Genomic DNA, 25,655 nt, shown 5'->3' on the forward strand with positions numbered 1-25,655 from the left:
CATGTCAAGATTCTTTATCGACCGCCCGATCTTCGCCTGGGTGATCGCCCTGGTGATCATGCTGGTCGGCGCCCTTTCGATCCTCAAGCTGCCGATCAACCAGTACCCGAGCATCGCGCCGCCCGCCATCGCGATCCAGGTGACCTACCCGGGTGCGTCCGCGCAGACCGTGCAGGACACCGTGGTGCAGGTGATCGAGCAACAGCTCAACGGCATCGACAACCTGCGTTACGTGTCGTCGGAAAGCAACTCCGACGGCAGCATGACCATCACCGCGACCTTCGAGCAAGGCACCAACTCCGACACCGCGCAAGTGCAGGTCCAGAACAAGCTGAACCTGGCCACCCCGCTGTTGCCGCAGGAAGTGCAGCAACAGGGCATCCGCGTCACCAAGGCCGTGAAGAACTTCCTGCTGGTGATCGGTGTGGTGTCGCGCGACGGCAGCATGACCAAGGACGACCTGTCCAACTACATCGTGTCGAACATGCAGGACCCCATCTCGCGGACCGCCGGCGTAGGTGACTTCCAGGTCTTCGGCGCCCAGTACGCGATGCGCATCTGGCTCGACCCGGCCAAGCTGAACAACTTCAACCTGACCCCGGTCGACGTGAAGACCGCCATCGCGGCGCAGAACGTCCAGGTGTCGTCCGGTCAGCTGGGCGGCCTGCCGGCCGTGCAAGGCCAGCAACTGAACGCCACGATCATCGGCAAGACCCGTCTGCAGACCGCCGAGCAGTTCAAGGAAATCCTGCTCAAGGTCAACAAGGACGGCTCCCAGGTTCGCCTCAAAGACGTCGCCGACGTCGGCCTGGGCGGCGAGAACTACTCGATCAGCGCCCAGTTCAACGGCAGCCCGGCCTCTGGCCTTGCGGTCAAGCTGGCCAACGGCGCCAACGCCCTGGACACCGCCAAGGCCCTGCGCAAGACGATCGACGACCTCAAGCCGTTCTTCCCGCAAGGCATGGAAGTGGTGTTCCCGTACGACACCACCCCGGTGGTGACCGAATCGATCAAGGGTGTGGTTGAAACCCTGGTCGAGGCGATCGTGCTGGTGTTCCTGGTGATGTTCCTGTTCCTGCAGAACTTCCGCGCCACCGTCATCACCACGATGACCGTGCCGGTGGTGCTGCTCGGCACGTTCGGCATCCTCGCCGCCGCCGGCTTCAGCATCAACACCCTGACCATGTTCGGCATGGTGCTGGCCATCGGCTTGCTGGTGGACGACGCCATCGTCGTGGTGGAGAACGTCGAGCGGGTGATGAGCGAAGAAGGCCTGTCACCGAAGGAAGCGACCAAGAAGTCCATGGGCCAGATCCAGGGCGCCCTGGTCGGCATCGCCCTGGTGCTGTCGGCGGTGCTGCTGCCGATGGCGTTCTTCAGCGGCTCCACCGGTGTGATCTACAAGCAGTTCTCGATCACCATCGTCTCGGCCATGGCCCTGTCGGTGATGGTCGCCCTGATCTTCACCCCGGCGCTCTGCGCCACCATGCTCAAGGCGATTCCGCACGGTGAGCACGGCGCGCCGAAGAAAGGCTTCTTCGGCTGGTTCAACCGCAACTTCGACCGCGGCGTGCGCAGCTACGAGCGCGGCGTCGGTAACATCCTGCAGCGCAAGGCGCCGTACCTGCTGGCGTACCTGCTGATCGTGGTCGGCATGATCTGGCTGTTCTCGCGCATTCCGACCGCGTTCCTGCCGGAAGAAGACCAGGGCGTCCTGTTCGCCCAGGTGCAGACCCCGGCCGGCTCGACCGCCCAGCGCACCCAGGTGGTGGTGGACGAAATGCGTGAGTTCCTGCTGCGTCCGAGCAAGGACGGCGGCGAAGGCGACGCCGTGGCGTCGGTGTTCACCGTGACCGGCTTCAACTTCGCCGGCCGTGGCCAGAGCTCGGGCATGGCGTTCATCATGCTCAAGCCGTGGCACGAACGTAACGCCGACAACAGCGTATTCAAGCTCGCCGCCCGCGCCCAGCAGCACTTCTTCACCTTCCGCGATGCGATGGTGTTCGCCTTCGCCCCGCCGGCGGTGCTGGAGCTGGGCAACGCCACCGGTTTCGACGTGTTCCTGCAGGACCGCGCCGGCATCGGCCACGAAAAACTGATGGAAGCGCGCAACCAGTTCCTCGGCATGGCGGCGCAGAGCAAGGTGCTGACCCAGGTGCGTCCGAACGGCCTGAACGACGAGCCGCAGTTCCAGCTCGAGATCGACGACGAGAAGGCCAGTGCGCTGGGCATCACCATCGCCGACATCAACAACACCCTGTCGATCGCGTTGGGCAGTAGCTACGTCAACGACTTCATCGACCGCGGCCGGGTGAAGAAGGTGTACGTGCAGGGCCGTCCCGACTCGCGCATGAACCCCGAAGACCTGAAGAAGTGGTACGTGCGCAACGCCGCCGGCACCATGGTTCCGTTCTCCGCGTTCGCCAAGGGCCAGTGGATCTACGGTTCGCCGAAGCTGGCGCGCTACAACGGCGTGGAAGCGATCGAAGTCCTCGGTGCCCCGGCGCCGGGCTACTCCACCGGTGAAGCCATGGCCGAAGTCGAAGCCATCGCCAAGAAACTGCCGGCCGGCGTGGGCATCTCCTGGACCGGCCTGTCCTACGAGGAACGCCTGTCGGGTTCCCAGGCGCCGGCGCTGTACGCCCTGTCGCTGCTGATGGTGTTCCTGTGCCTGGCGGCGCTGTACGAGAGCTGGTCGATCCCGATCGCCGTTATGCTCGTGGTGCCGCTGGGGATCATCGGTGCGCTGATGGCCACCAGCCTGCGCGGCCTGTCCAACGACGTGTACTTCCAGGTGGGTCTGTTGACGACCATCGGTCTTGCGGCTAAAAACGCCATTCTGATCGTCGAGTTCGCCAAGGAGCTGCACGAGCAAGGGCGCAGTCTGCGCGACGCGGCCATCGAGGCCTGCCGCATGCGTCTGCGGCCGATCATCATGACGTCGCTGGCCTTCGTGCTCGGCGTGGTGCCGCTGGCGATCTCCACCGGCGCCGGCTCCGGCAGTCAACATGCGATCGGTACCGGCGTGATCGGCGGTATGCTCACCGCAACGATCCTGGCGATCTTCTGGGTACCGCTGTTCTTCGTCACCGTGTCGTCCATGGGCCAGCGCAAAAACGCCGGCAAGGATGACGCCACAGAAACCCCTAAAGAGGCTGGCCAATGAGCAAGTCGCTACTCTCCATCGCAGTCGCCGCCTTCGTGCTGAGCGGTTGCTCGCTGATACCGGACTATCAGCAACCCGAAGCGCCGATTGCCGGCCAGTACCCGCAGGGCCCGGCGTATTCGCCGGCCCAGGCGCCGGCCCAGGCCGCCGCCGAGCAGGGCTGGAAGCAGTTTTTCCATGACCCGGCCCTGCAGCAGCTGATCCAGGTCTCGCTGGAGAACAACCGCGACCTGCGCGTCGCGGCGCTGAACATCGACGCCTATGCGGCCCAGTACCGCATCCAGCGCGCCGACCTGTTCCCGGCGGTCTCGGCCAACGCCAGCGGCAGCCGCCAGCGCGTCCCGGCCCGGGCCTCGCAGACCGGCGAAGCGTCCATCAACAGTTCCTACTCGGCCACCGTCGGCATCAGCGCCTACGAACTCGACCTGTTCGGCCGGGTGCGCAGCCTGAGCGAACAGGCGCTGCAGCAGTACTTCGCCACCGAAGAGGCGCGCCGCAGCACCCAGATCAGCCTGGTGGCCAGCGTGGCCAACGCCTACCTGACCTGGCAGGCCGACAAGGAACTGCTCAAGCTGACCCAGGAGACGCTCGCCGCCTTCGAAGAAAGCTACAAGCTGACCAGCCGCAGCAACGAAGTCGGCGTGGCCTCGGCGCTGGACCTGGCCCAGTCGCGCACCTCGGTGGAAAACGCCCGTGCGCAACTGGCCCGCTACACCCGCCAGGTGGCCCAGGACGAAAACAGCCTGACCCTGCTGCTCGGCACCGGCATCCCGGCCAACCTGCAGGCGGCCCGGCCGCTGTCGGATGACCTGCTCAGCGACGTGCCGGCCGGCCTGCCGTCGGACCTGCTGCAACGCCGTCCGGACATCCTTCAGGCCGAGTACAACCTGAAGGCGGCCAACGCCAACATCGGCGCGGCCCGTGCGGCGTTCTTCCCGAGCATCAGCCTGACCGCCAACGCGGGCACGCTGAGCCCGGACCTGTCCGGCCTGTTCAAGGGCGGTTCGGGCACCTGGCTGTTCCAGCCGCAGATCAACCTGCCGATCTTCAACGCCGGCAGCCTGCGCGCCAGCCTCGACGCCGCCAAGATCCAGAAGGACATCGGCGTGGCGAACTACGAGAAGTCCATCCAGACGGCCTTCCAGGAAGTCGCCGATGGCCTGGCCGCCCGCCAGACCTACACCGAGCAGTTGCAGGCCCAGCGTGACTTCGTCGCCGCCAACCAGGACTACTACCGCCTGGCCGAGCGTCGCTACCGCATCGGCGTCGACAGCAACCTGACCTTCCTCGACGCCCAGCGTCAGCTGTTCAGCGCGCAGCAGGCGCTGATCACCGACCGCCTCGCGCAGTTGACCAGTGCGGTCAACCTGTACAAGGCCCTGGGCGGCGGCTGGAATGCGCAGACCGCGCAGAACGAGCCGCTCAAGGAAGAAGCGCCGAAGATGAAGCTGTTCTGACCGCGCTGCGATAAACGAAAAGCCCACCATTCGGTGGGCTTTTCGCTGTACGGGCCTTGTTCAACCACCCACGCCGTTGAGCAGGAACACCGGCTCTTCCAGATAGTCGAGCCCCAGGCGGTTCTCGAACATCTCGTCGCGCAACGCGGCGGTGGTGAAGCAGCCCAGGTTCAGGGCCGTGGCCACCAGGGAGAAGGTCTGGCTCAGGTGCCCGGCGTCCATCATCGCCACCCTGAGCGCCCGGCTGAACTCGTATTTCCAGGCCAGCCGCTCGACCCGCGCCGTGGACACGAACACCGCCGCCGCGTCCCTGACCCAGGGCTGCCCGCCGCAGGCTTCGCTGATCCAGGTGCGCGGATCCTCCCGCGAAATCAGCTCCAGCCCGTGACGGCGCACCGAATAGTGATAAAGCCCCCGTTCGAACCCCTGCACGTTCATCAGCACGGCGTACACCTCGGTGACTTGCAGCGAGCCGCCGGAAGGCGAGGTCTTCTTGAGGAAGAAATCGCCCATGCCGTTGGGCTCCATCGCCGTCATACCCCAGGTGTAATAGAGCAGCAGGGACAATTGCGTCGGCGTCAGCGGTGCGTCGCTGAAGGCCCGGGCCGTGCGCCGGGCGCACAGCGAATCCAGCAGCGTGGCGCCGGCGATGGCCTCGGCGGGCGCCAGCAGCGGGTTCTCCAGGGCGATGAACGGGTGCGAGTGATAGTCCTTGAAGGACGAAGGCTGGCGTTGCTGCGAAGCTTTCTGCTCAAGCTCGGCCTCCAGTTCGACGACGCTGACGTAAGGCGTCTGCAACCCCGTGCGGGTGCTCAGGTAGAACTCCAGCGCCGCCTCCCAGCGCGACCACAGCCGGTGCGCCTGCCTGCGCCCCGAGTCGGCCAGGCGCCCCACCGGCTGCACGATGCCCTGGCTGACCAGGGCGCCGAGGAACGCCAGGCTGTTGTCCTGCGCCGGACTGCGCAGCACCCCCGGCAGCATCAGGGCGCTCTCCAGCGTGCGCGGGGTCATGAAATGGTTCAGCAGCGGCAGCAAGGTCAGGCAGAACTCCAGGCTCAGGCCGGTGCGCCGGTCATGCACGACGAACGTCGACGCGCCGACGCTGAACCATACGCTGTCGCGCAGCTTGAGCAGATCACCGGGCTCCGGGGCCGGCACCGGCGGCTCGGCCGGCCGCTCCCGTCCCTGCCAGAACAGCGCCTTGGGCTTGAGTCGCTTGAGGTCGCGCACCAGCGTCTCCAGTTGCGCATCCCCGGCCTTGTCGTCGATGTCCCACTCCAGAGTCACCGCCCTGACCGGAGACCGCGCAAACAGCTCCTTGAGCAGATCCCAGTCCCGTCGCGGATGGCCGGTGTGGATCTCGATCAACCGGTCCAGCGGCAGCGAACGCAGGTAATCCTTGAAGTCGTAGCCCTGGGCCCGGGCCGTGGCCAGGGCGCTGTCCAGATCCAGCAGGAACCCCGCGCCGCTGCGCGCCACCACGCCCGAAATGAACTCGCCTTCGGACTGCTCCGCCGCGTCGGCCAGCGCGAACAGACGCGGCGCGTTCTCCAGCACCAGCGGCGTGGCGGTCAGCGCCTGCAGTTCAAGGGCATTGGCCACCACGGTGTCGGCCACCTCCTTGGCCAAGGTCGGCAAGATGAAATGCCGGGTGTCGCCGCCATGAAAGCGCGACCAGGAAATGTGCTCGGCCAGCCACGGCGAGCGGGTCGCGTCGCACAGGCGCCGGGTCATGCGCAGGAACTCACGGTCCATCGCGATCCCCACGCTGCCCAGCGACAGGCTGGAGGAATGCAGCAGGCTCGGCGTCTGCGCCCCGACGTCAAGCAGGCGCGGCTGCAGGATGCTGTGGGTCGGCTGGAACTCCAGGTAATCGAAATGCGGCAGCCCTTCGGCGAGGATCCGCTCAAGCACCGGATCGAGGCCGTGATCCGCATCCTGCCGCTTGGGCAAGTGGTACTCCAGCCCCACCCCTGCCTCGGGAAACCGCGAAGCATCGAATAGCGTCATGGTCGCCTCCCTGGCGTCAAGCGGTGGCGCCCAGCACCGGCAGCGCGGCGGACAACGGGGCGGTGATGGCGAGCAGTCCGGCGTGGCGGCTTTCCATGGCCCGCACTTCCGCCGCCAGGTTGTCCAGCAACTGGCGCCCGTGGCGGGTGAAGTCGGGGCTGCCTTCCAGGTCCGGCAAGGCCCGGATCAGCCCGCGCACGATGAACAGCATGCGGTTCTGCGCGCGCTTGAGTTCCTCGGCGGAGCGCGAGCGCACCCGCTCCATGTACTTGACCAGCGCGACGTACACGTAGAACGCGTGGAAGTAGCCGTACAGGTCACGCTTCTGCCCCGACCACGGCAGGCTGAACGTGGCCTCCTGCGAAGCCTGCGGCTCGACCACCGGGGCCACCTCGACGACGTGGTAGAGCAACTGATGGGTGGCCTCGTGCACCAGCGATTCCTCCAGGTCGAGGATCGACTCGTCCCGGCTCGCCAGCAGGACCACCCCGGTGTAGCGCGAGGCCGAACAACTGCGGAAGGTGCCGTCGGGCAGGAAGCAGATGGATTTGACCAGATGCCTGATCTGTTCCCGGCAGTCCGGCCAGGTGTGTTCGATCCGCAGCAGGGCGATTTTCACCACATCGGCAAAGAACCGGCTGGAAAACACGCCGCGCTCCAGACGCTTGCGGGCCGCGTCGTCCTCCGGGAACTCGTAGCTGGGCGGCGTGGCCTGCATGATCAACGGGTCGGCATCGAACCGGTACACCGGCGGTTCCACCGGTATGACGCCTGACGCATGCCGGGCCTTGACCCGGCTCAACATGCCGGTGAATCCGGACACGGTCTTTTCAAGTTCCGCCGTGCCTTCGACCTTCGCGGTCAAGATATGGTTGGTGTCACGGAAAGCCTGACCGACCCAGATCTGAAAGACCGGATCATTGACGATCGGATACTGTTCACGTTTCGGCAGGACGATAAGTTCGACCGCCTGATCAAAGAAGTCCGACAAGCGTTCCACCTCGGCAAACAACTTGTATAGCTCAGCATATAAAACAGTGAATGTCGTAAATCGGTTCCGGCTGACATGTTCGAGCAATGTTTCAAACCGGGACATATCGGTGTCCGGAAGAAAGGTAGTGCCCTTGAACAGTTCATCGACAGCCGCATCAAGTTGGCCGTGGTGTGCAATATCCATGTTCAACCATCCTTTTCAGGCAGGCGGCAATGGCTTCGCCATGCTCAGGCTGGCGATGTCATACCCCAATTGTTCATAAAGGCGACGGGCCGGCGCATTGCGGCCGAACACGTGCAGGCGCATTTCTTCGCACCCGTGCCGGCGGGCCCAGTCCTCGGCGGCCAGCATCGATTGCCGGGCATAGCCTTGGCGGCGCTCGCCGGGCTCGATGTAGACATCCAGGATGAAGGCGACCGACCGGGCGCCGACATGCCGCTGGGCGATCCACAACTCGCCGATGCGCCGCTCCCCGTCCTCGATCACCCAGAGCCGGTGGCCGGCGGTCTGCCGCCCGTGCTCGAGCAGTTGCGTGAACGCCGCGCCGGAGCGCTGCGGCGCCTCTTGCTCGCTCCACTCTCCCGACGCGGCCATGCCCTGGGCGTACTCCTCGACCGCCCGTTCGGTGAACACCGCGAAATCCGCATCGTCCATGGGAACCAAGGTGACTGGCATGAGCGGCTCACTCCTTGTCCAAGCGCTGTCGATCAGGCCGTTTGGCGTGCTTCGGAACCGGATCGCCGCTCCGGAGCGCGCCAAACGGCCCCCGGGCGTCAGTCCATCCGCGCCTGGACCTGCTGTTGCTGGTCAAAGATCGCGGCAGTGCCCAGCTTGTCGCGAATGCCCGCCCCTGCACTGACCAGTTTGGCGGAGTCGATGTTCTTCACCGCCGTGAGTTCGGTGGCACTCAAGTGCACGCCGATCCTCTTGGCGGCGCCTTCGGCGTCCTTATGCAACTGTTCCGCAAACTCCTTATCAATAAGGGCACGACCCACCACTGTCGCGAGACGTTCCTGATTCACTTTTGCAGACATGCTTTCTCTCCTTGTCATCAATAAAGAAACATCCCGGGCGAAACATTAAACTCTCTGCCCCTCCGGGAATCCTGAATATAGCAACGCCGCTTTCCTTTGCCAGTTACAAGCACGGATATCATTAAATCTTTTCACGATAAGCGACAACACCAAATATTAAGTTTATCCGGCGATTATCCAGGGGCCTTTAATTGCCATATTTACTGTAAGAACTTTCCTACTACCAAAGAACTAAACAGTTCAAACTCCGTCATTAATTCAGCGGCACAAAAACAATGGGCGAACACGCAACATAAGCACGGGATTTGATTGGGAATGGCGCCCGAGGGGCAAAGGCAACCGCCGCCGATTTTCGTTCGATAATCGCCCACAACCCGGCTCACCCCGATTGAATCCCCGCGCCGATCCCCTTCACCATTGCCCGCACCGACAAAACCAATAAAAACAGGTTCATCCCCATGACGACACGCCCTCCCCGCTCGGGCTGATCCCCCCCTCCGCCACGACGACCGCTTCTTTTTGTCTGCAACCCAAGGTTGCGGCGGTGCCCTGCCTCATCCCCAATAATCAGAGAGACCCGAGCCCATGACACGTTCCCCTGCGCCCTACGCAATTCCCGGCCTGATCGCCTTGACCCTGGCCGGCACGGCCCTACCCGCCGCCGCCGAAGAGCCGGGTTTCATCGAAGGCGCCAAGGCCGGCCTGAACCTGCGCAACTTCTACATCAACCGCAACTTCACCGACCCGACCAAGGCCCAGGGCAAGGCCGAGGAATGGACGCAGAACTTCATTCTCGACGCCAAGTCCGGCTTCACCCAGGGCACCGTCGGCTTCGGCGTGGACGTGCTGGGGCTGTACTCGGTGAAGCTCGACGGCGGCAAGGGCACCGGCGGCACGCAACTGCTGCCGCTGGACCATGACGGCCGCCCGGCGGACACCTTCGGCCGCACCAACGTCGCGCTCAAGGCCCGGCTGTCGCAGACCGAGATCAAGGTCGGCGAATGGATGCCGGTGCTGCCGATCCTGCGTTCGGACGACGGCCGCTCGCTGCCGCAGACCTTTCGCGGCGGGCAGCTCACCTCGAAGGAAATCGACGGCCTGACCCTCTACGGCGGCCAGTTCCGCGCCAACAGCCCCCGCGACGACAGCAGCATGGGCGACCTGTCGATGACCGGCAAACCGGCGTTCACCTCCGACCGCTTCAACTTCCAGGGCGGCGAATACGCGTTCAACGGCAAGCGCACCCAGATCGGCGTGTGGAACGCCCAGCTCAAGGACATCTACCGCCAGCAATACGTCAACCTGATCCACAGCCAGCCCTTGGGCGACTGGACGCTGGGGGCCAACCTCGGCTTCTTCTACGGCAAGGACGACGGCAGCGCCCGGGCCGGCGACCTCGACAACAAGACCTGGTCCGGCCTGTTCTCGGCGAGGTACGGCGCCAGCACCTTCTACGTCGGCCTGCAGAAGCTCACCGGCGACAGCGCCTGGATGCGGGTCAACGGCACCAGCGGCGGCACCCTGGCCAACGACAGCTACAACTCAAGCTACGACAATGCCCGGGAACGCTCCTGGCAGGTGCGCCACGACTACAATTTCGCCGCCCTCGGCATCCCCGGCCTGACCCTGATGAACCGCTACATCAAAGGCGACAACGTGCACACCGCCACCACCTCCGACGGCAAGGAATGGGGCCGCGAGTCGGAGCTGGGCTACACCGTGCAGAGCGGCACGCTCAAGGACCTGAGCGTGCGCTGGCGCAACTCGACCATGCGCCGGGACTACAGCAACAACGCGTTCGACGAGAACCGCCTGATCGTCAGCTATCCGATCAGCCTGCTGTGATCGCTTGCGCCGGGGCGACGCCATCCGTCCGGACGCCCTGCGCGGCGTCCGGGATCCAGTAAAGTGAGAGCACCTGAAAAACTCAGGTGACTCCCCTTTTCCGCTTCCGTTATCTGTTGAAGTTCGAGCCAGGCTGTCATCGGAAGACACCACCGATCACCGGAGGACACCCTCATGGTCGCCCGACTCGACGCAACACCCGACTGGGACGCCAAGGCTTACCAGCGCTTTGCGCTGCACCGGCAAAGACCGGTCAACGAACTGCTCGGCCGCATCACGCTGAAAAAGCCCCAGTGTCTCTACGACCTGGGCTGCGGCACCGGCATCGCCACCCGATTGCTCGCCCGGCGCTGGCCCCGTGCGTACCTGTGCGGCATCGACAGCTCCGCGCAGATGCTCGAGGAGGCCCGGCGCCTGCCGATCACGGCGCACTGGCAACAGTGCGACCTGCTGCACTGGCGACCCGAGCGGCCGGCGGACCTGCTGTTCGCGGCGGCGGTGCTGCACTTTCTCGACGACCACGAACAGTTGCTGCCGCGTCTGCTGGGCCATCTCAACCCCGGCGGCTGCCTGGCCGCGCACCTGCCGGACTGGCGCGACGCGCTGTGGTACCGGCTGATGCTCGACACCCTCGACGACGCCGGCCCCGGCGGCAAACCGTTGGGCTCGGCGCAGTTGCGCCAGCGCATGGCGGCACGGCCGCTGCTGTCGCTGGAGGACTACTACCGCTTGCTGGCGCCGCTGACCCGCTCGCTGGACATCTGGGAAACCGAGCAGCTGCAGGCGGTGCAAGGCCAGTCGCCGGTCTACGACTGGGTCAAGGTCTCGGCGCTGCGGCCGGTGCTGCAAGGGCTGGACGCCGGGGAGCAGGCGCGGTTCATCTACCACTACCTGCTCAGGCTGCATGCGCACTACCCGCCGGAGGACGACGGGCTGACGCTGTTTCCGTTCAAGCGGATTTTCATTGTGGCCAGGGTGTGAAACCGCCATCGCGAGCAGGCTCGCTCCTGCAGTGGATTGCATTCTGTCAGCTGGAATGCGGCCACTGGCAGGAGCGAGCCTGCTCGCGATGGGTCAGCTCAAGCGCCGCTCAACCACGGGATTCGACCCCCAGTTCATCCCACACCGACTCGGCCAGGTGGAACGTCGCGTTGGCCGCCGGGATCCCGCAGTAGATCGCGCTCTGCATGATCACTTCCTTGATCTCGCCCCGGCTCACGCCGTTGTTGGCGGCGGCGCGCAGGTGCAGCTTGAGTTCGCCCTCGCGGTTCATGCCGATCAGCATGGCGATGGTGATCAGGCTGCGGGTGTGGCGCGGCAGGCCCGGGCGGGTCCAGATGTCGCCCCAGGCGTGGCGGGTGATCATCTCCTGGAACTCGGCGTTGAACTCGGTCAGGGCGTTCAGGCTGCGGTCGACGTGGGCATCGCCCAGCACCGCGCGGCGCACCTGCATGCCGTCGTCGTAACGTTGCTTCTCGTCCACGGTGTCTTCCTCAATCGGCCTTCAGGAACGCCAGTACCCGGTCGCTGAACGCGTGGCCGGCCTGGACGTTGGACAGGTGCGCGGCATGGAACTCGGCGTACTCGGCGCCCTGCACACGCTCCTGGATGTAATGCCCGCCGGACGGCGGCGTCACCGCGTCGTCGCTGCCGGCGATCACCAGCAGCGGCACCTTGATCTCACCCAGCCGGTCACGGAAATCGGCATCGCGCACCGCCGCGCAGTTGGCCGCGTAGCCTTCGGGCGACGTGGCCGCGAGCATGTCGGTGATCTGCTTCGCGGCCGCCGGGTTGGCCGCCGAAAAGTCCGGGGTGAACCAACGGGCGATGGACGCATCGCGCAGGGCGACCATCGCCGCCGGACCGTCGCGCAGCACGGTATCGATGCGCGGGTTCCACACCGACGGATCGCCGATCTTCGCCGCCGTGTTGCAGACGATCAGCTTGTTCAGCCGTTGGCCGGCATTGATCCCCAGCCACTGGCCGATCAGCCCGCCCATCGACAGCCCGCAGAAGTGCGCGCGTTCGATGTGCAGCGCATCGAGCAGCGCCAACACGTCGCGGCCCAGCTGTTCGATGCTGTACGGCCCCGGGGTCACCAGCGAGCGGCCGTGGCCGCGGGTGTCGAAGCGCAGCACCCGGAAATGCCGGGTGAACGCCGGCATCTGTACGTCCCACATGTGCAGGTCGGTGCCCAGCGAGTTGGACAGCACCAGCACCGGCGCATCGACCGGGCCTTCAATCTGGTAATGCAGTTCGCCATCGGCGAGTGGTACGAAAGCCACAGCTCTCTCCTTCAGACAGACAACGCGTGATGTTCGGCCACCGCCCGCTCGACCCAGACGCGTGCCTGGCCGAGGTAATGGGCGGGGTCCAGCAGGTGATCCAGTTCCGCGCCGCTCATCTGGGCGGTGATCTGGGGCTCGTCGCCGAGCACGGCGCGCAGGTGGCGCCGCTCGGCCACCGCCCGTTTGCAGCACTGCTCCAGCAGATGATGGGCGGCGTCGCGGCCGACCCGTTGCGACAGGACGATGCTCACCGCTTCGGCCAGCACCAGCCCTTGGGTCAGCTCAAGATTGCGGCCCATGCGCTCGGCATCGACTTCCATGCCCTCCGCCAGCAGCCGCGCCTGTTGCAGGGCGCCGGACACCAGGCAGCAGATTTCCGGCAGGGTTTCCCATTCGGCGTGCCACAGCCCCAGGCTGCGCTCGTGCTCCTGGGGCATGGCGCTGAACAGCGTCGAGACCAGCCCCGGCACCCGCGTCGCGGCGCCGATCAGCACCGCCGCCCCCACCGGGTTGCGCTTGTGCGGCATGGTCGAGGAACCGCCCTTGCCCGGCGCCGACGGTTCGAACACTTCGGCGGCTTCGGTCTGCATCAGCAGGCTGATGTCGCGGCCAAGCTTGCCCAAGCCGCCGGCGATCAAGCCGAGCACGGCGCCGAACTCGACGATGCGGTCGCGCTGGGTGTGCCAGGGCTGTTCGGGCAGCGTCAGTTGCAGCTCCTCGGCCAGCGCCCGGGCGACCGGCAGCGCCTGCTCGCCCAGCGCCGCGAGGGTGCCGGAGGCGCCGCCGAACTGCAGCGCCAGCAGGCGCGGCTTCAGCTCACGCAGGCGCTGGCGGCTGCGGGTCAAGGCGCCGAGGCATCCGGCGATCTTCATGCCCAGCGTGACCGGCGTCGCGTGCTGCAGCCAGGTGCGCCCGGCCAGCGGCGTCGCGGCATAGCGCTGCGCTTGCGTGGCCAACGCATCGGCCAGCTGCGCCAGCTCGCCCTCGATCAACGCCAGGGCCTGGCGCAGTTGCAGCACCAGCCCGGAGTCCATCACGTCCTGGCTGGTGGCGCCCAGGTGCACATGGCGTTCGGCCTCGGCGTCGGTCGCGGCGATCCGCTTGCCCAGCGCCTTGACCAGCGGAATCGCCGAGTTGCCGGCGCTGGCGATCGCCTCGCCCAGCGCCTCGAAGTCGTACAGGTCCGCACGGCACGCGGCTTCGATGGCCGGCACCGCGCTCGCCGGGATCACCCCGACCCGCGCCTGGACCCTGGCCAGCGCGGCCTCGACGTCGAGCATCGCCTGCACCCGGCCCCGGTCGCAGAACACCTCGCGCATGTCGCGGGCGGTGAAGTAGGCATCGAACAATTGATTGCCCGGTCGTTGCGTCATAAACAGTCCTTGCCGGCGCGGGCCGCTTGGGCCCGCGCACGGGGTTTCAGAGATCGTGGTGCAGGTACGCCGCCTGTTTCGGCAGGCGCAGGCTGAACAGGAACGCCACCGCCATCATCACCGTGACGTACCAGTAGAACGAGTTTTCCATGCCCGCCGACTTCAGGCTCAGGGCCACGTATTCGGCCGAACCGCCGAAGATCGCGTTGGCCACCGCATACGCCAGGCCGACGCCGAGGGCGCGGACTTCGGGCGGGAACATTTCGGCCTTCACCAGGCCGCTGATCGAGGTGTAGAAACTGACGATGGCCAGCGCCACGGTGATCAGCACGAAAGCCAGGAACGGGCTGCTGACGCTTTTCAGGCTCAGCAGGATCGGCACCGTGAACAGCGTACCGAGGGCGCCGAACCAGAGCATCGAATTGCGTCGGCCGATCCTGTCCGCGAGCATGCCGAACAGCGGCTGCATGCACATATAAAGGAAGAGCGCGCCGGTCATGATGTAACTGGCGGTCTTGGCGTGCATGCCGGCGGTGTTCACCAGGTACTTCTGCATGTAGGTGGTGAAGGTGTAGAAGATCAGCGAGCCGCCGGCGGTGTAGCCGAGCACGGTGATGAACGCGGCCTTGTGGTCGCGGAACAGCGCGCGCAGGCTGCCGGCGTCCTTGTTCTCGCGGCCCTCCTTGCTGGTGGTCTCCTTCAGGGAGCGACGCAGGAACAGCGAGATCAGCGCCGCCGCCGCGCCGACCACGAACGGGATCCGCCAGCCGTAGGCGCGCAGTTCATCTTCGCTGAGGAACTGCTGCAGGATCACCACCAGCAGCACCGCCAGCAGTTGCCCGCCGATCAGGGTCACGTACTGGAACGAGGCGAAGAACCCGCGCTGGCCCTTGAGCGCCACTTCGCTCATGTAGGTGGCGGTGGTGCCGTACTCGCCGCCCACCGACAGGCCTTGCAGCAGACGGGCGAACAGCAGCAGCACCGGCGCCCAGACCCCGATGCTGTTGTAGGTGGGCAGGCAGGCGATGAGCAGCGAGCCGAAGCACATCATCAGCACCGAGATCATCATCGAGTTCTTGCGCCCGTGCTTGTCCGCCACACGGCCGAAGATCCAGCCGCCGATGGGCCGCATCAGGAAGCCGGCGGCGAACACGCCGGCCGTGTTGACCAGCTGCACCGTGGGGTTGTCGGAGGGGAAGAACGCCGGAGCGAAATAGATCGCGCAGAAGGCGTAGACATAGAAGTCGAACCATTCGACGAGGTTGCCGGACGACGCGCCGACAATGGCGAAGATGCGCTTGCTGCGCTCTTCGCCGGTGTAAGGGGAGGTCAATGTTGTCATTGTTGTTTACTCTGAGGGGACAGGTGAAAGTCTAGACACACTTCGTAACAGCCCCGTTCCACACCTACATCCGTCACCGGGTTTCCCTGATGGGAAATCTCAGTGATGGATCAGTCATGCCCTATCCATGCAGGAGCCAGCCTGCTGGCTCCTGCAGAAGCTGCGGCGGGTTCAGTAGTCGAAGAACACCGTCTCGGCCTCGGTGCCCTGCAGGATCACGTTCCATTGGTAAACGCCGGTCGCGTCCTGCCTGGCCAGCAGCGTCGCACGGCGTTCGGCGGGCACGCATTCGAGCAGCGGATCGTTCACGTTCGCCGGATCGCCCTCGAAGTAGATCCGGGTCAGCAGGTGCTTGACCAGGCCGCGGGCGAACACCAGCACCACCAGGTGCGGCGCCTGGGTCGTGCCCTTGAGGCCCGGCACGGTGCCCGGCTTGATGGTGGTGAAGCGAAAGCGCCCCTCGGCGTCCACCGGCACCCGGCCGAAGCCTTCGAAGTGCGGATCCAGCGGTTTGTCCTGCTCGTCCTCCGGATGGGCGTACTTGCCGGCGGCGTTGGCCTGCCAGACTTCGAGCATGGCGTCGTTGACGGTGTCGCCGTTGCCGTCGACGACTTGCCCGGTGATCGCCACGCGTTCGCCCAGGGCAAGTTCGTCGGCGAGTTGCTCGCGGTTCAGCCAGGTCAGGCCGATGTGGTAGTACGGCCCGACGGTGTGGGACGTGGTCGCGGTCAGGGTCATCTCATTTCTCCATCGGCGTGGCTTCGCGGCCGCGCAGCACGATGTCCCAGCGGTAAGCGAGGGCGTAGGACGGAATGGTTTTTTCCAGATCGAATGCGGCGATCAGGCGCTCCTTGGCGCTCGTGTCCGGCACGCAGTTGTAGATCGGGTCGTAGGCCAGCAGCGGGTCGCCGGGGAAGTACATCTGGGTGACCAGGCGCGTGAGGATGCTCGGCCCGAACAGCGAGAAATGCACGTGCGCCGGGCGCCAGGCATTGTGGTGGTTGCCCCACGGGTAGGCGCCGGGCTTGATGGTCCGGAACTCGTAGCGGCCGTCGGCGTCGGTCACGGTGCGGCCGGTGCCGGTGAAGTTCGGGTCCAGCGGCGCGTCGTGCAGGTCGCGGGCATGGTGGTAGCGGCCGGCGGCGTTGGCCTGCCAGATCTCCACCAGGATGCCCGGCACCGGCAGGCCGTCTTCGTCCAGCACCCGGCCGTGAATGATGATCCGCTCGCCCAGCGGCTCGCCGGCGTGCTGCGCGGTCAGGTCGTGATCGTTGTCGCCGACCCGCTCGGCGCCGATGGTCGGGCCGGTGATCTCCGACAGCGAATGCGGCAGGAACACCAACGGCCTGGACGGCGCACGCAGGTTGGTGGATCGGTAGGTCGGGTGCAGGTACGGCGGCTGGGTGCCTTCCTGCGGACGGCGGTAGCCAGGCTTGTCAGTCATTTCGCTTTCCTCGGTTCTTGTTCGTCAGGGCGCAGGGTCAGACGCGTTCGATGGCCAGGGCCAGACCCTGGCCGACGCCGACGCACATGGTCGCCAGGCCCTTCTTGCCGCCGCTCTTCTCCAACTGATGCAGCGCCGTCAGCACCAGCCGGGCGCCGCTCATGCCCAGCGGATGGCCGAGGGCGATCGCGCCGCCGTTCGGGTTGACCTGCGGCGCGTCGTCCGCCAGCCCCAGTTCGCGCAGCACCGCCAGGCCCTGGCTGGCGAACGCTTCGTTGAGCTCGATCACATCGAAATCGCTGACCGCCAGCCCCAGGCGCTCGGTGAGCTTGCGCACCGCCGGCACCGGGCCGATGCCCATCACCCGCGGCGCCACCCCGGCGCTGGCCATGCCCAGCACCTTGGCGCGGGCGGTCAGGCCATGTTTTTTCACCGCCTCGGCCGAGGCCAGGATCAGGGCCGCCGCACCGTCGTTGACGCCCGAGGCGTTGCCGGCGGTGACGGTCTTGTCCGGGCCGTTGACCGGTTTCAGTCTGGCCAGGGCTTCGAGGGTGGTGTCGGCGCGGGGATGCTCGTCCTCGCTGACCACGGTCTCGCCTTTCTTGTGGGCGATGCGCACCTCGACGATCTCTTCGGCGAAGTAGCCGGCGGCCTGGGCCGCCGCGGTGCGCTGTTGGCTGCGCAGGGCGAACGCGTCCTGGTCGGCGCGGGACACCTGATAGTCGTCGGCCACGTTGTCGGCGGTCTGCGGCATCGCATCCACGCCGTACCGGGCCTTCATCAGCGGGTTGACGAAGCGCCAGCCGATGGTGGTGTCTTCCAGTTTCAGGTTGCGCGAGAAGGCCGCGTCGGCCTTGCCCATCACGAACGGCGCACGGGACATCGACTCGACGCCGCCGGCGATGGCCAGTTCCATCTCGCCGCTGGCGATGGCGCGGAACGCGGTGCCGATGGCGTCCATGCCCGAGGCGCAGAGACGGTTGAGGGTCACCCCCGGCACGCTGTCCGGCAGGCCCGCCAGCAGCAGCGCCATGCGCGCCACGTTGCGGTTGTCTTCACCGGCCTGGTTGGCGCAGCCGAGGAACACCTCGTCCAGCGCCGTCCAGTCCACCGACGGGTTGCGTTCCATCAGGGCCTTGATCGGCACGGCGGCCAGGTCGTCGGCACGCACGGCGGACAGGCCGCCGCCGAACCGGCCGATGGGGGTGCGGATCGCATCGCAGATGTACACGTCGCGCATCATGCTTCTCCCGGGGCTTGGCCGTGGGCCACGGCGGTGCGGGCTTCCAGCTCGCGCAGGGCGGTCAGCTCGACGGCGGTCGGCTCGGCGGTGGTGGCCACCTGCTCGGCGAAACGGATCGGCCAGCCGGTGGCGGCGCTCACCTGCTCCCGGGTCACGCCCGGATGCAGCGCGGTCACCACGAACTCATGGGTGCCCGCCTCCGGTTCCATGATGCACAGGTCGGTGATGATGCCCACCGGCCCGGCGCCCGGCAGCCCCAGACGCTGACGCGAATCGCCGCCTTCGCCGTGGCCGACCGAGGTGATGAAGTCGAGCTTGTCGACAAACGAACGCGCCGACTGTTTAAGGATGATCAGCACGCTCTTGGCGGAGCCGGCGATTTCCGGCGCACCGCCGGCACCCGGCAAGCGCACTTTCGGCTGGTGGTAATCGCCCACCACCGTGGTGTTGATGTTGCCGAAGCGGTCGACCTGGGCCGCGCCGAGGAAGCCGACGTCGATGCGCCCGCCCTGCAGCCAGTAGCGGAAAATCTCGCCGGTCGGCACCACCGTATCGGCGGTCTCCGCCAGTTCGCCGTCGCCGATGGACAGCGGCAGCACGCTCGGCTTGGCGCCGATCGGGCCGGATTCGTAGATCAGCACCACGTCCGGTGACGAGGTCAGGCGCGCCAGGTTGGCGGCTTTCGACGGCAGGCCGATGCCGACGAAGCACACCGAGCCGTTCTTCAGACGACGGGCCGCGGCCACGGTCATCATTTCATGGGTGGTGTAAGTCATTGCTGGGCCTCCGAAGCCGCGGCCAACTTGGCCTGGAACGCGCCGAAGTCAGCGCAGCCATGGATGTATTCGTCGATCCACGCGGTAAACGTCGCACGGTCGCGGGCGATCGGATCCCACGCCTGGTAGAAGCGGTTGTCGCGCTCGGTGTAACCGTGGGCGTAGGACGGGTGCGCGCCGCCCGGCACATGGCAGACCGCGCTCAGGGCCCAGGTCGGCAGGACGCAGGCATTCATCGGTGCGTTGAGGTCATCGACGATTTCCTCGACGGTGACGATGCAGCGCTTGGCCGCCAACGCCGCTTCCTTCTGCACCCCGAGGATCCCCCACAGCAGCACGTTGCCCTTGCGGTCGGCCTTCTGCGCGTGGATCACGGTCACGTCCGGGCGCACCGACGGCACCGCCGCCAGCACTTCACCGGTGAACGGGCAAGTCACGCTCTTGATCAGCGGGTTGACCTTGGGCAGGTCGGAACCGGCGTAGGCGCGCAGCACCGCGAACGGCAGGCCGGATGCGCCGGCCACATAGGCGTTGGCCAGGTCGGCGTGGCTGTGCTCCTCGATTTCAATCGCATGCGGCCACTGCTTCTCGACCGCGTCGCGCAGACGGTGCAGCGAGCCCACGCCCGGGTTGCCGCCCCAGGAGAAGATCAGCTTGCGGGCACAACCGGCACCGATCAGTTGGTCGTAGATCAGGTCAGGCGTCATCCGCACCAGGGTCAGGTCTTTCTTGCCCTGGCGGATGATTTCATGACCCGCCGCCGTCGGGATCAGGTGGGTGAAGCCTTCGAGCGCGACGGTGTCGCCATCGTTGACGAATTGCTTCACCGCGTCGTGCAGCGAAAGGATCTCGGCCATGGAGCTGGCTCCCGTTCTGTAGTGAATCGCCAGTGATAAAAAGGCGCGAGGTTCGGCGCCGGAGTCACTGAAGATTAAGCCCGTGAAAAACGCCAAACAATCCGATAATCGAGTGAGTGTTCGTTTATCGAACAGATTGTTGTCTCACTAACGATCACTGCCAAAAGCATCGCGAGCAGGCTCGCGCCTACAGAGAAATGCGTTTTCCTGTAGGCGCGAGCCTGCTCGCGAAAGCCGGATCATTCAGTCCTGACTCAAGTCGCATCCGCGTGGCTGACCAACCCTTTGATCAACACGGCCGTGGTGGCCAGCGCCGCCGGAATCACCAGCGCCGTCAGCACCTGTTCGAAGTTCCAGCCCAGCCCCAACAGGGTGGCGCCCATCCAGGCCCCGAGAATCGCGCCGAACCGGCCGATCCCCAGCATCCACGACACCCCGGTCGCCCGCCCTTGGGTCGGGTAGAACCGCGCCGCCAGCGACGGCATCGCCGATTGCGCGCCGTTCACGCACATGCCGGCCACCAGCACCAGGGTCGCCAGCAGTGTGATGTGGCCCAGGCTCTGCCCCACCGCGTAGGCGAACACCCCGGCCAGCAGGTAGAACGTGCCGATGACCTTGTGCGGATTGAACCGATCCATCGCCCAGCCGACGGCCACCGCGCTCAGCACCCCGCCGAACTGGAACAGCGCGCCGATGAACGCGGCCTGCTCCATGCTCGCGCCGCTGTCGCGCATCAGGGTCGGCAGCCAGCTGGTCAACAGGTACACGATCACCAGGCCCATGAAGTAGGTCAGCCACAGCAGCAGCGTGCCGGTGCTGTAGGTGCCGGAGAAGATCACCGCGAACACGTTGCGCGCCTTGACGGTCTTCTGCTCCGGCACGCTGAAGGCCGATGCCTGGGCGACCCGGGCCGGATCGATCGGCGCCAGGGCCTTGCGCACCTTGTCGGTGCCGCGGTTGCGCACCACCAGATACCGCGCCGATTCCGGCAGCCAGGCCATCAGCACCAGCGCGAGGAGCAGCGGCAGGATCCCGCCGATCAGCAGCAGGCTGTGCCAGCCGAACGCCGGGATCAGCTTGGCCGAAATGAACCCGCCGCCGGCCATGCCGAGGTTGAAGCCGCAGAACATGCTGGTCACCAGCAACGACTTCTTGCGTTCAGGGGTGTATTCGGACAGCAGCGTGGTGGCGTTCGGCATGCCCGCCCCCAGTCCCAGGCCCGTGAGGAAGCGCAGCACCAGCAGCTGTTCGACGTTGGTGCTGTAGGCCGACGCCAGGCTGAAGGCGCCGAACAGCGCCACCGCCCCCACCAGCACGACCTTGCGCCCGAAGCGGTCGGCCAAAGGGCCCGAACCCAGGGCGCCGAACACCATGCCGATCAGCGCGGCGCTCATCACAGGCCCCAGGCTGGCGCGGTCGATGCCCCAGTCCTGGGACAGGGCCGGGGCGATGAAGCCCATGGCCGCCGTGTCGAGGCCATCGAGGAACACGATCAGGAAACACAGGATCACCACCCGCCACTGATAGCGCGAGATCGGTTGGGCATTGATGAAGGACTGCACGTCGAGGCAGTGCCCCACAGCGGACTGAGGCTGATTCATTGTTTTTATTCCACGCAAAAAACGCAGTCGAACGGAGGCCGGCCCAAGAGCGGCACGGTCATGAGAATAGAAGGCTGGAATCGGAGCGTTGGTTCAGGCCCGGCGACACGGGCGGGAACGGCGACAGTCGGGGAACGTGCGCATGGGGAGGTTGCCTCTTGTCATTATTATCAGAGGCGTCATCGGCCGGCCGGAGGTAGCCGGTGCCGGATGACGCTGCCGCGACATTAATGATCCGGAGGAATGAGCGTCAATTCGATAAACGCAACTCTGTGCGTTTATCGAACAGCTTCCTCAGGCGAACAATTGCGCACTGAGGTCGCGGCTGGCGCTCAGCAGGCCGGGCAAGAAGCGCTGCTCAAGCTCGGTGCGGCTGACGCGGCCCGCGTGGGTGCTGACGTTGAGCGCCGCCACCACCTGGCCCGAGGCGTCGTACACCGGCACCGCGATCGAACGCAGGCCCTGCTCCAGTTCCTGATCGACGATGCACCAGCCTTGGCGCCGTACCTCTTGCAGGCATTCGAGCAGGGTTTCGGGGGTGTGCAGCGTGCGGCTGGTCTTGGCCACCAGCTCCGCGTGGTCGAGGTATTCGCGCAGCGACGTGTCGTCGAGCGCCGCCAGCAGGATCCGCCCCATGGACGTGCAATACGCCGGCAGCCGCCCGCCCACCGACAGGTCCACCGAAATCAGCCGCTGGGTGGTGGCCGACCGGGCGATGTAGAGGATGTCGTCGCCCTCCAGCGTGGCCATGTTGCAGGCCTCGTGCAGTTGCTCGCTCATGCGGTCGAGGTACGGCTGCGCCGAGACCGCCAGCGGCGTGGAGGACAGATAGGCGTGGCCGAGGGTCAGCACCTTGGGCAGCAGCGAGTAGGTGCGGCCGTCGGTGGTGGCGTAGCCGAGCTTGATCAACGTGTGCAGGCAACGGCGCACGGCGGCGCGGGGGATTTCCGTGCGGTGGCTGATCTGGGCGATGGTCAGGTGGCGCTTGCGCTCCTGGAACGCCTGCACCACCGCCAGGCCCCGGGCCAGGGACGTCATGAAATCCCGATCGCCGGTCATGGCCTGGATGCGCTTGGCCGGCGAGGCGACGATCGGCGGTGCCACCGAGGTGAAGGAGTTGCGCATTTGATCGTTCATGTCCGGTTCTCTTTATTCTGCGGGCCAACGGCCATACAAGCGGCCCGCCGACCGATGCACAAGCGGCGGGCCTTCAATGTTGGGCGATTATCGAACCGGCGACCGATAATCGCAATCGCCGCCCGCCCTCTCCGGATCGGCCGCAGCGCTCGCCTTGAACTTGGAAGGCTTGTTGAGTGCGAGCCTTAGTTGTCCGGCTTAATGACGCCAAAATCACACCGCCGGCCATCGCCGCGACAACTACCGATAAAAAATGTCAGTCACAAAACGATCATGCCGGCGCAACCGTTTTTAACTTGGTGAAGATAGTCAATCCCGAATCGGCCGCTATAATGCAACTCAGTGACGCCGCGCCCTTAGTTGCCGACGGCGTCGCCCGCCGACGCGATGTCCATCGCCGTCGGCCCCGGCCAGCGCCTGATGCCCGTTATCCATACATCGCCAGCGCGCTCGCTGAAACCGGAAACTGATGCTGCGTCAGTTTTAATCTGGTGCCGTAGCCGCCTGCAACATGGAAGTCCCGAGCGTTCCTTCGACAACACCGCCAGCTGTTCAGGCCGGTGCCGTCGGCGGACTCGCTTGAGCGATTCGTTGCAGTGCGTTTCACCAGACATTTATCTCAACTCAAACAGGTAGCACTGTGACGAAAGACGAACTGCGCGCGGAACTTGAGCGCCAGGAACAACGTTACAAGGAAGTTTACGGCGGGGAAGTCACCACCTACGCCGCCCAGCCCGAACCGGAACGCAAACCCTGGCGCAAACGCGCCACCGTTCAGGATCAGGTCTTCCAGCAAGAACTGCAGAAAATGGAAAAGGAACTCAAAGCCGAAGAGCCATGAGCCTCTGGCTTTGACTTGTCCAAGGGTTTGCGTCGACACCGGTTACAAGCGCGGTGCCACGACGATGCCTTGCGCGCCCGCTACCCGCGGGCAGCGGCCGATCCTTACCGTCCTACAGCAAAAACGGCGTGTCTGACCCGTTTCAGAGATATTTCACACAAGCGTTCGAAGCCTCTGCGCCTTGGGCCAGGCGCTGGCTGTTCAGCCATTTCCCCAATCAAATCAAACGCTTGCAAAACCCTGCGAAACACTCGGGCTTTGCCGCCTGATACAAATTAATTCGTTGAAGAATGTTACCGATGAGCAGGTAGGGGATCGATTTCCGGTCTTTTCTGGCATAATCGCGCCCCCTTATGACCGGGCCAGAAAACCTTCATGATCGATTTATTCAGCGGACTGGATGCCTGGGTGCTTGTGAGCCTCTTGCTCGCCCTGACATTTGTCCTCGCCTTCGAGTTCATCAATGGATTTCATGACACCGCCAACGCGGTAGCCACTGTGATCTACACCAAAGCGATGCCGCCGCACCTGGCGGTGTTCTTCTCGGGGGTGTTCAACTTCCTCGGCGTGCTGCTGGGCGGGGTCGGCGTGGCGTATGCCATCGTCCACCTGCTGCCGGTGGAACTGCTGATCAACGTCAACACCGGCCACGGCCTGGCCATGGTGTTCTCGCTGCTCGCCGCCGCCATCGCCTGGAACCTGGGCACCTGGTACTTCGGTATCCCGGCCTCCAGCTCCCACACCCTGATCGGTTCGATCCTCGGCGTCGGCCTGGCCAATGCCCTGATCAACGACATTCCGCTGGCGGACGGGGTGAACTGGCAGAAGGCGGTCGACATCGCCGCCTCGCTGGTGTTCTCGCCGATGGCCGGTTTCCTGGTCGCGGCCCTGGTGCTGATCGGCCTGAAATGGTGGCGCCCGCTGTCGAAGATGCACAAGACGCCGGAACAGCGCCGCAAGATCGACGACAAGAAGCACCCGCCGTTCTGGAACCGCCTGGTGCTGGTGATGTCGGCCATGGCCATGAGTTTCGTGCACGGCTCCAACGACGGTCAGAAAGGCATCGGCCTGATCATGCTGGTGCTGATCGGCATCGTCCCGGCGCAGTTCGTGCTCGACCTGAACAGCACCACCTACCAGATCGAACGCACCCGCGACGCCACCCTGCACCTGAGCCAGTTCTACCAGCGCAACGCCGATTCCCTCGGCGAGTTCCTGGCCCTGGGCAAGAGCGTGGAAGGCGACCTGCCGGAGAAATTCCGTTGCAACCCGCAACAGACCGAACCGACCATCGCCGCCCTGCTCCACACCCTCAAAGGCGTGGCGGACTACCATTCGCTGCCGTCGGAAAGCCGCATCGAAGTGCGCCGCTACCTGCTCTGCCTGGACGACACCGCGAAGAAGGTCGCCAAGCTGCCAGGCCTGCCGGCCCGCGAAAAGGCTGACCTGGACAAGCTGCGCAAGGACCTGACCACCACCACCGAATACGCCCCGTTCTGGGTGATCCTGGCGGTCGCACTGGCCCTGGGCCTGGGCACCATGATCGGCTGGAAACGCGTGGTGCTGACCATCGGCGAGAAGATCGGCAAGCAAGGCATGACCTATGCCCAGGGCATGTCGGCCCAGATCACCGCCGCCAGCATGATCGGCCTGGCCAACATCTTCAGCCTGCCGGTGTCCACCACCCACGTGCTGTCCTCGGGCGTGGCCGGCACCATGGTCGCCAACAAGAGCGGCCTGCAGAGCGGTACCGTGCGCACCATCCTGCTGGCCTGGGTACTGACCCTGCCGGCCACCGTGGCCCTGTCGGCCGGACTGTTCTGGCTGGCGTCCAAGGCGCTGGGCAGCTGATCGTCACAGGTGTTGAAGAAGGCGTGGTCCGAGAGGATCACGCCTTTTTTGTTGCCTGAGGAGCGGTCAGGTGGAAGGGGTTGGCTGGCAGTGCGTCATCGCCAGCAGGCTGGCTCCTACAGTGGGATCGGGGTGTTCAGGCAGGCCCAGAGGCCGCCAAGGCCCCCCCCCAAAAACCGCAGGCAAAAAAAAAGGGCAACCGAAGTTGCCCAAAATGCCTTGCGTGCTCATCAATCCAAAAGGACCTACGGTTTTTTGCGCTTATTCGCATCCTTCCAGATAAAAATTCCAAACCCTGCAAAAAACACAACCATGAGGCCAACGGTCAGGACGCCGGCGAACACCACGTTATCGAAAAACATGACACTGGCCTCCTGGCCCCTGCTCTGTTGCGAT

General features: G+C 65.4%; 22 protein-coding genes. 6 read left to right on the forward strand and 16 right to left on the reverse strand.

Annotation, left to right across the window (positions count from 1 at the left end; all coding sequences use genetic code 11):
• Position 1: 1 nt before the first annotated feature.
• Both emhB and emhC read left to right on the forward strand, forming a co-directional pair.
• On the forward strand, positions 2 to 3,166 hold the full coding sequence (gene emhB, locus KVG96_RS18160; protein ID WP_085581717.1) for an efflux RND transporter permease subunit EmhB: 3,165 nt from the start codon (positions 2 to 4) through the stop codon (positions 3,164 to 3,166).
• Complete coding sequence (gene emhC / locus KVG96_RS18165; RefSeq protein WP_085581715.1) at positions 3,163 to 4,623, forward strand: efflux RND transporter outer membrane subunit EmhC; 1,461 nt, start codon at positions 3,163 to 3,165, stop codon at positions 4,621 to 4,623. The genes emhB and emhC overlap by 4 nt, the downstream gene beginning before the upstream one ends.
• Positions 4,624 to 4,683: 60 nt before the next feature.
• Here emhC and KVG96_RS18170 read toward each other — a convergent pair whose 3' ends face one another.
• The 4 genes from KVG96_RS18170 to KVG96_RS18185 all read right to left on the reverse strand — a co-directional run bounded on the left by KVG96_RS18170 (position 4,684) and on the right by KVG96_RS18185 (position 8,661).
• Positions 4,684 to 6,633: a multinuclear nonheme iron-dependent oxidase gene (locus tag KVG96_RS18170; protein WP_217893322.1), complete on the reverse strand. Its 1,950-nt coding sequence runs from the start codon at positions 6,631 to 6,633 to the stop codon at positions 4,684 to 4,686.
• 16 nt (positions 6,634 to 6,649) lie between these two features.
• The gene (locus KVG96_RS18175) at positions 6,650 to 7,633 is read right to left on the reverse strand and encodes an aKG-HExxH-type peptide beta-hydroxylase (RefSeq protein ID WP_367617492.1); all 984 of its coding nucleotides are present in this window, start codon (positions 7,631 to 7,633) and stop codon (positions 6,650 to 6,652) included.
• A 192-nt stretch (positions 7,634 to 7,825) separates the two neighbouring features.
• On the reverse strand, positions 7,826 to 8,302 hold the full coding sequence (locus tag KVG96_RS18180; RefSeq protein WP_217893324.1) for a GNAT family N-acetyltransferase: 477 nt from the start codon (positions 8,300 to 8,302) through the stop codon (positions 7,826 to 7,828).
• Positions 8,303 to 8,400: 98 nt separating this feature from the next.
• Entirely contained in the window at positions 8,401 to 8,661 is a 261-nt protein-coding gene (locus KVG96_RS18185; protein WP_085581707.1) for an Os1348 family RiPP precursor, read from the reverse strand.
• A 585-nt stretch (positions 8,662 to 9,246) separates the two neighbouring features.
• Here KVG96_RS18185 and KVG96_RS18190 point away from each other — a divergent pair.
• Both KVG96_RS18190 and KVG96_RS18195 read left to right on the forward strand, forming a co-directional pair.
• On the forward strand, positions 9,247 to 10,506 hold the full coding sequence (locus tag KVG96_RS18190) for an OprD family porin (RefSeq protein ID WP_217893325.1): 1,260 nt from the start codon (positions 9,247 to 9,249) through the stop codon (positions 10,504 to 10,506).
• Between the two features lie 174 nt (positions 10,507 to 10,680).
• Positions 10,681 to 11,487, forward strand: coding sequence for a methyltransferase domain-containing protein (locus KVG96_RS18195; protein ID WP_217893326.1), 807 nt, complete (start codon positions 10,681 to 10,683; stop codon positions 11,485 to 11,487).
• A 109-nt stretch (positions 11,488 to 11,596) separates the two neighbouring features.
• Here KVG96_RS18195 and pcaC read toward each other — a convergent pair whose 3' ends face one another.
• The 11 genes from pcaC to pcaR form a co-directional block, all read right to left on the reverse strand.
• Positions 11,597 to 11,989 carry a 4-carboxymuconolactone decarboxylase gene (gene pcaC, locus KVG96_RS18200; protein WP_085581700.1) on the reverse strand — a complete coding sequence of 131 codons (393 nt, stop codon included), beginning with the start codon at positions 11,987 to 11,989 and terminating at the stop codon, positions 11,597 to 11,599.
• 10 nt (positions 11,990 to 11,999) lie between these two features.
• On the reverse strand, positions 12,000 to 12,791 hold the full coding sequence (gene pcaD / locus KVG96_RS18205; RefSeq protein WP_217893327.1) for a 3-oxoadipate enol-lactonase: 792 nt from the start codon (positions 12,789 to 12,791) through the stop codon (positions 12,000 to 12,002).
• Between the two features lie 11 nt (positions 12,792 to 12,802).
• Positions 12,803 to 14,167, reverse strand: coding sequence for a 3-carboxy-cis,cis-muconate cycloisomerase (locus KVG96_RS18210; protein ID WP_217893328.1), 1,365 nt, complete (start codon positions 14,165 to 14,167; stop codon positions 12,803 to 12,805).
• Between the two features lie 46 nt (positions 14,168 to 14,213).
• Positions 14,214 to 15,509 carry an MFS family transporter gene (locus KVG96_RS18215; RefSeq protein ID WP_217893329.1) on the reverse strand — a complete coding sequence of 432 codons (1,296 nt, stop codon included), beginning with the start codon at positions 15,507 to 15,509 and terminating at the stop codon, positions 14,214 to 14,216.
• 171 nt (positions 15,510 to 15,680) lie between these two features.
• Entirely contained in the window at positions 15,681 to 16,247 is a 567-nt protein-coding gene (gene pcaG / locus KVG96_RS18220; RefSeq protein ID WP_217893330.1) for a protocatechuate 3,4-dioxygenase subunit alpha, read from the reverse strand.
• Position 16,248: 1 nt separating this feature from the next.
• Positions 16,249 to 16,953: a protocatechuate 3,4-dioxygenase subunit beta gene (gene pcaH, locus KVG96_RS18225; RefSeq protein ID WP_217893331.1), complete on the reverse strand. Its 705-nt coding sequence runs from the start codon at positions 16,951 to 16,953 to the stop codon at positions 16,249 to 16,251.
• 37 nt (positions 16,954 to 16,990) lie between these two features.
• A complete protein-coding gene (pcaF, locus tag KVG96_RS18230) occupies positions 16,991 to 18,196 on the reverse strand; it encodes a 3-oxoadipyl-CoA thiolase (protein WP_217893332.1) in 1,206 nt (401 codons plus the stop codon).
• Positions 18,193 to 18,972 (reverse strand): CoA-transferase subunit beta, encoded by a 780-nt coding sequence (locus KVG96_RS18235; protein WP_217893333.1) that lies wholly within the window; start codon positions 18,970 to 18,972, stop codon positions 18,193 to 18,195. Before KVG96_RS18235 ends, pcaF begins: the two co-directional genes overlap by 4 nt.
• Positions 18,969 to 19,829: a CoA transferase subunit A gene (locus KVG96_RS18240; protein ID WP_217893334.1), complete on the reverse strand. Its 861-nt coding sequence runs from the start codon at positions 19,827 to 19,829 to the stop codon at positions 18,969 to 18,971. Before KVG96_RS18240 ends, KVG96_RS18235 begins: the two co-directional genes overlap by 4 nt.
• Before the next feature lie 254 nt (positions 19,830 to 20,083).
• Positions 20,084 to 21,430 carry a 4-hydroxybenzoate transporter PcaK gene (gene pcaK, locus KVG96_RS18245; protein ID WP_217893335.1) on the reverse strand — a complete coding sequence of 449 codons (1,347 nt, stop codon included), beginning with the start codon at positions 21,428 to 21,430 and terminating at the stop codon, positions 20,084 to 20,086.
• 294 nt (positions 21,431 to 21,724) lie between these two features.
• Positions 21,725 to 22,567: a pca regulon transcriptional regulator PcaR gene (pcaR, locus tag KVG96_RS18250; RefSeq protein WP_217893336.1), complete on the reverse strand. Its 843-nt coding sequence runs from the start codon at positions 22,565 to 22,567 to the stop codon at positions 21,725 to 21,727.
• A gap of 640 nt (positions 22,568 to 23,207) precedes the next feature.
• Between pcaR and KVG96_RS18255 the strand changes: the two genes are divergently transcribed.
• Together KVG96_RS18255 and KVG96_RS18260 are read left to right on the forward strand one after the other, a co-directional pair.
• A complete protein-coding gene (locus tag KVG96_RS18255; RefSeq protein WP_007986337.1) occupies positions 23,208 to 23,408 on the forward strand; it encodes a hypothetical protein in 201 nt (66 codons plus the stop codon).
• A 375-nt stretch (positions 23,409 to 23,783) separates the two neighbouring features.
• Positions 23,784 to 25,259 carry an inorganic phosphate transporter gene (locus tag KVG96_RS18260; protein ID WP_217893337.1) on the forward strand — a complete coding sequence of 492 codons (1,476 nt, stop codon included), beginning with the start codon at positions 23,784 to 23,786 and terminating at the stop codon, positions 25,257 to 25,259.
• 245 nt (positions 25,260 to 25,504) lie between these two features.
• Here the strand turns inward: KVG96_RS18260 and ccoM are convergent, their stop codons facing one another.
• A complete protein-coding gene (ccoM, locus tag KVG96_RS27685; protein WP_302471303.1) occupies positions 25,505 to 25,621 on the reverse strand; it encodes a cytochrome c oxidase subunit CcoM in 117 nt (38 codons plus the stop codon).
• Positions 25,622 to 25,655 lie beyond the last annotated feature (34 nt).

This window comes from Pseudomonas ekonensis, assembly GCF_019145435.1.
In the GTDB taxonomy this organism is placed as follows: Bacteria; Pseudomonadota; Gammaproteobacteria; order Pseudomonadales; family Pseudomonadaceae; genus Aquipseudomonas; species Aquipseudomonas ekonensis.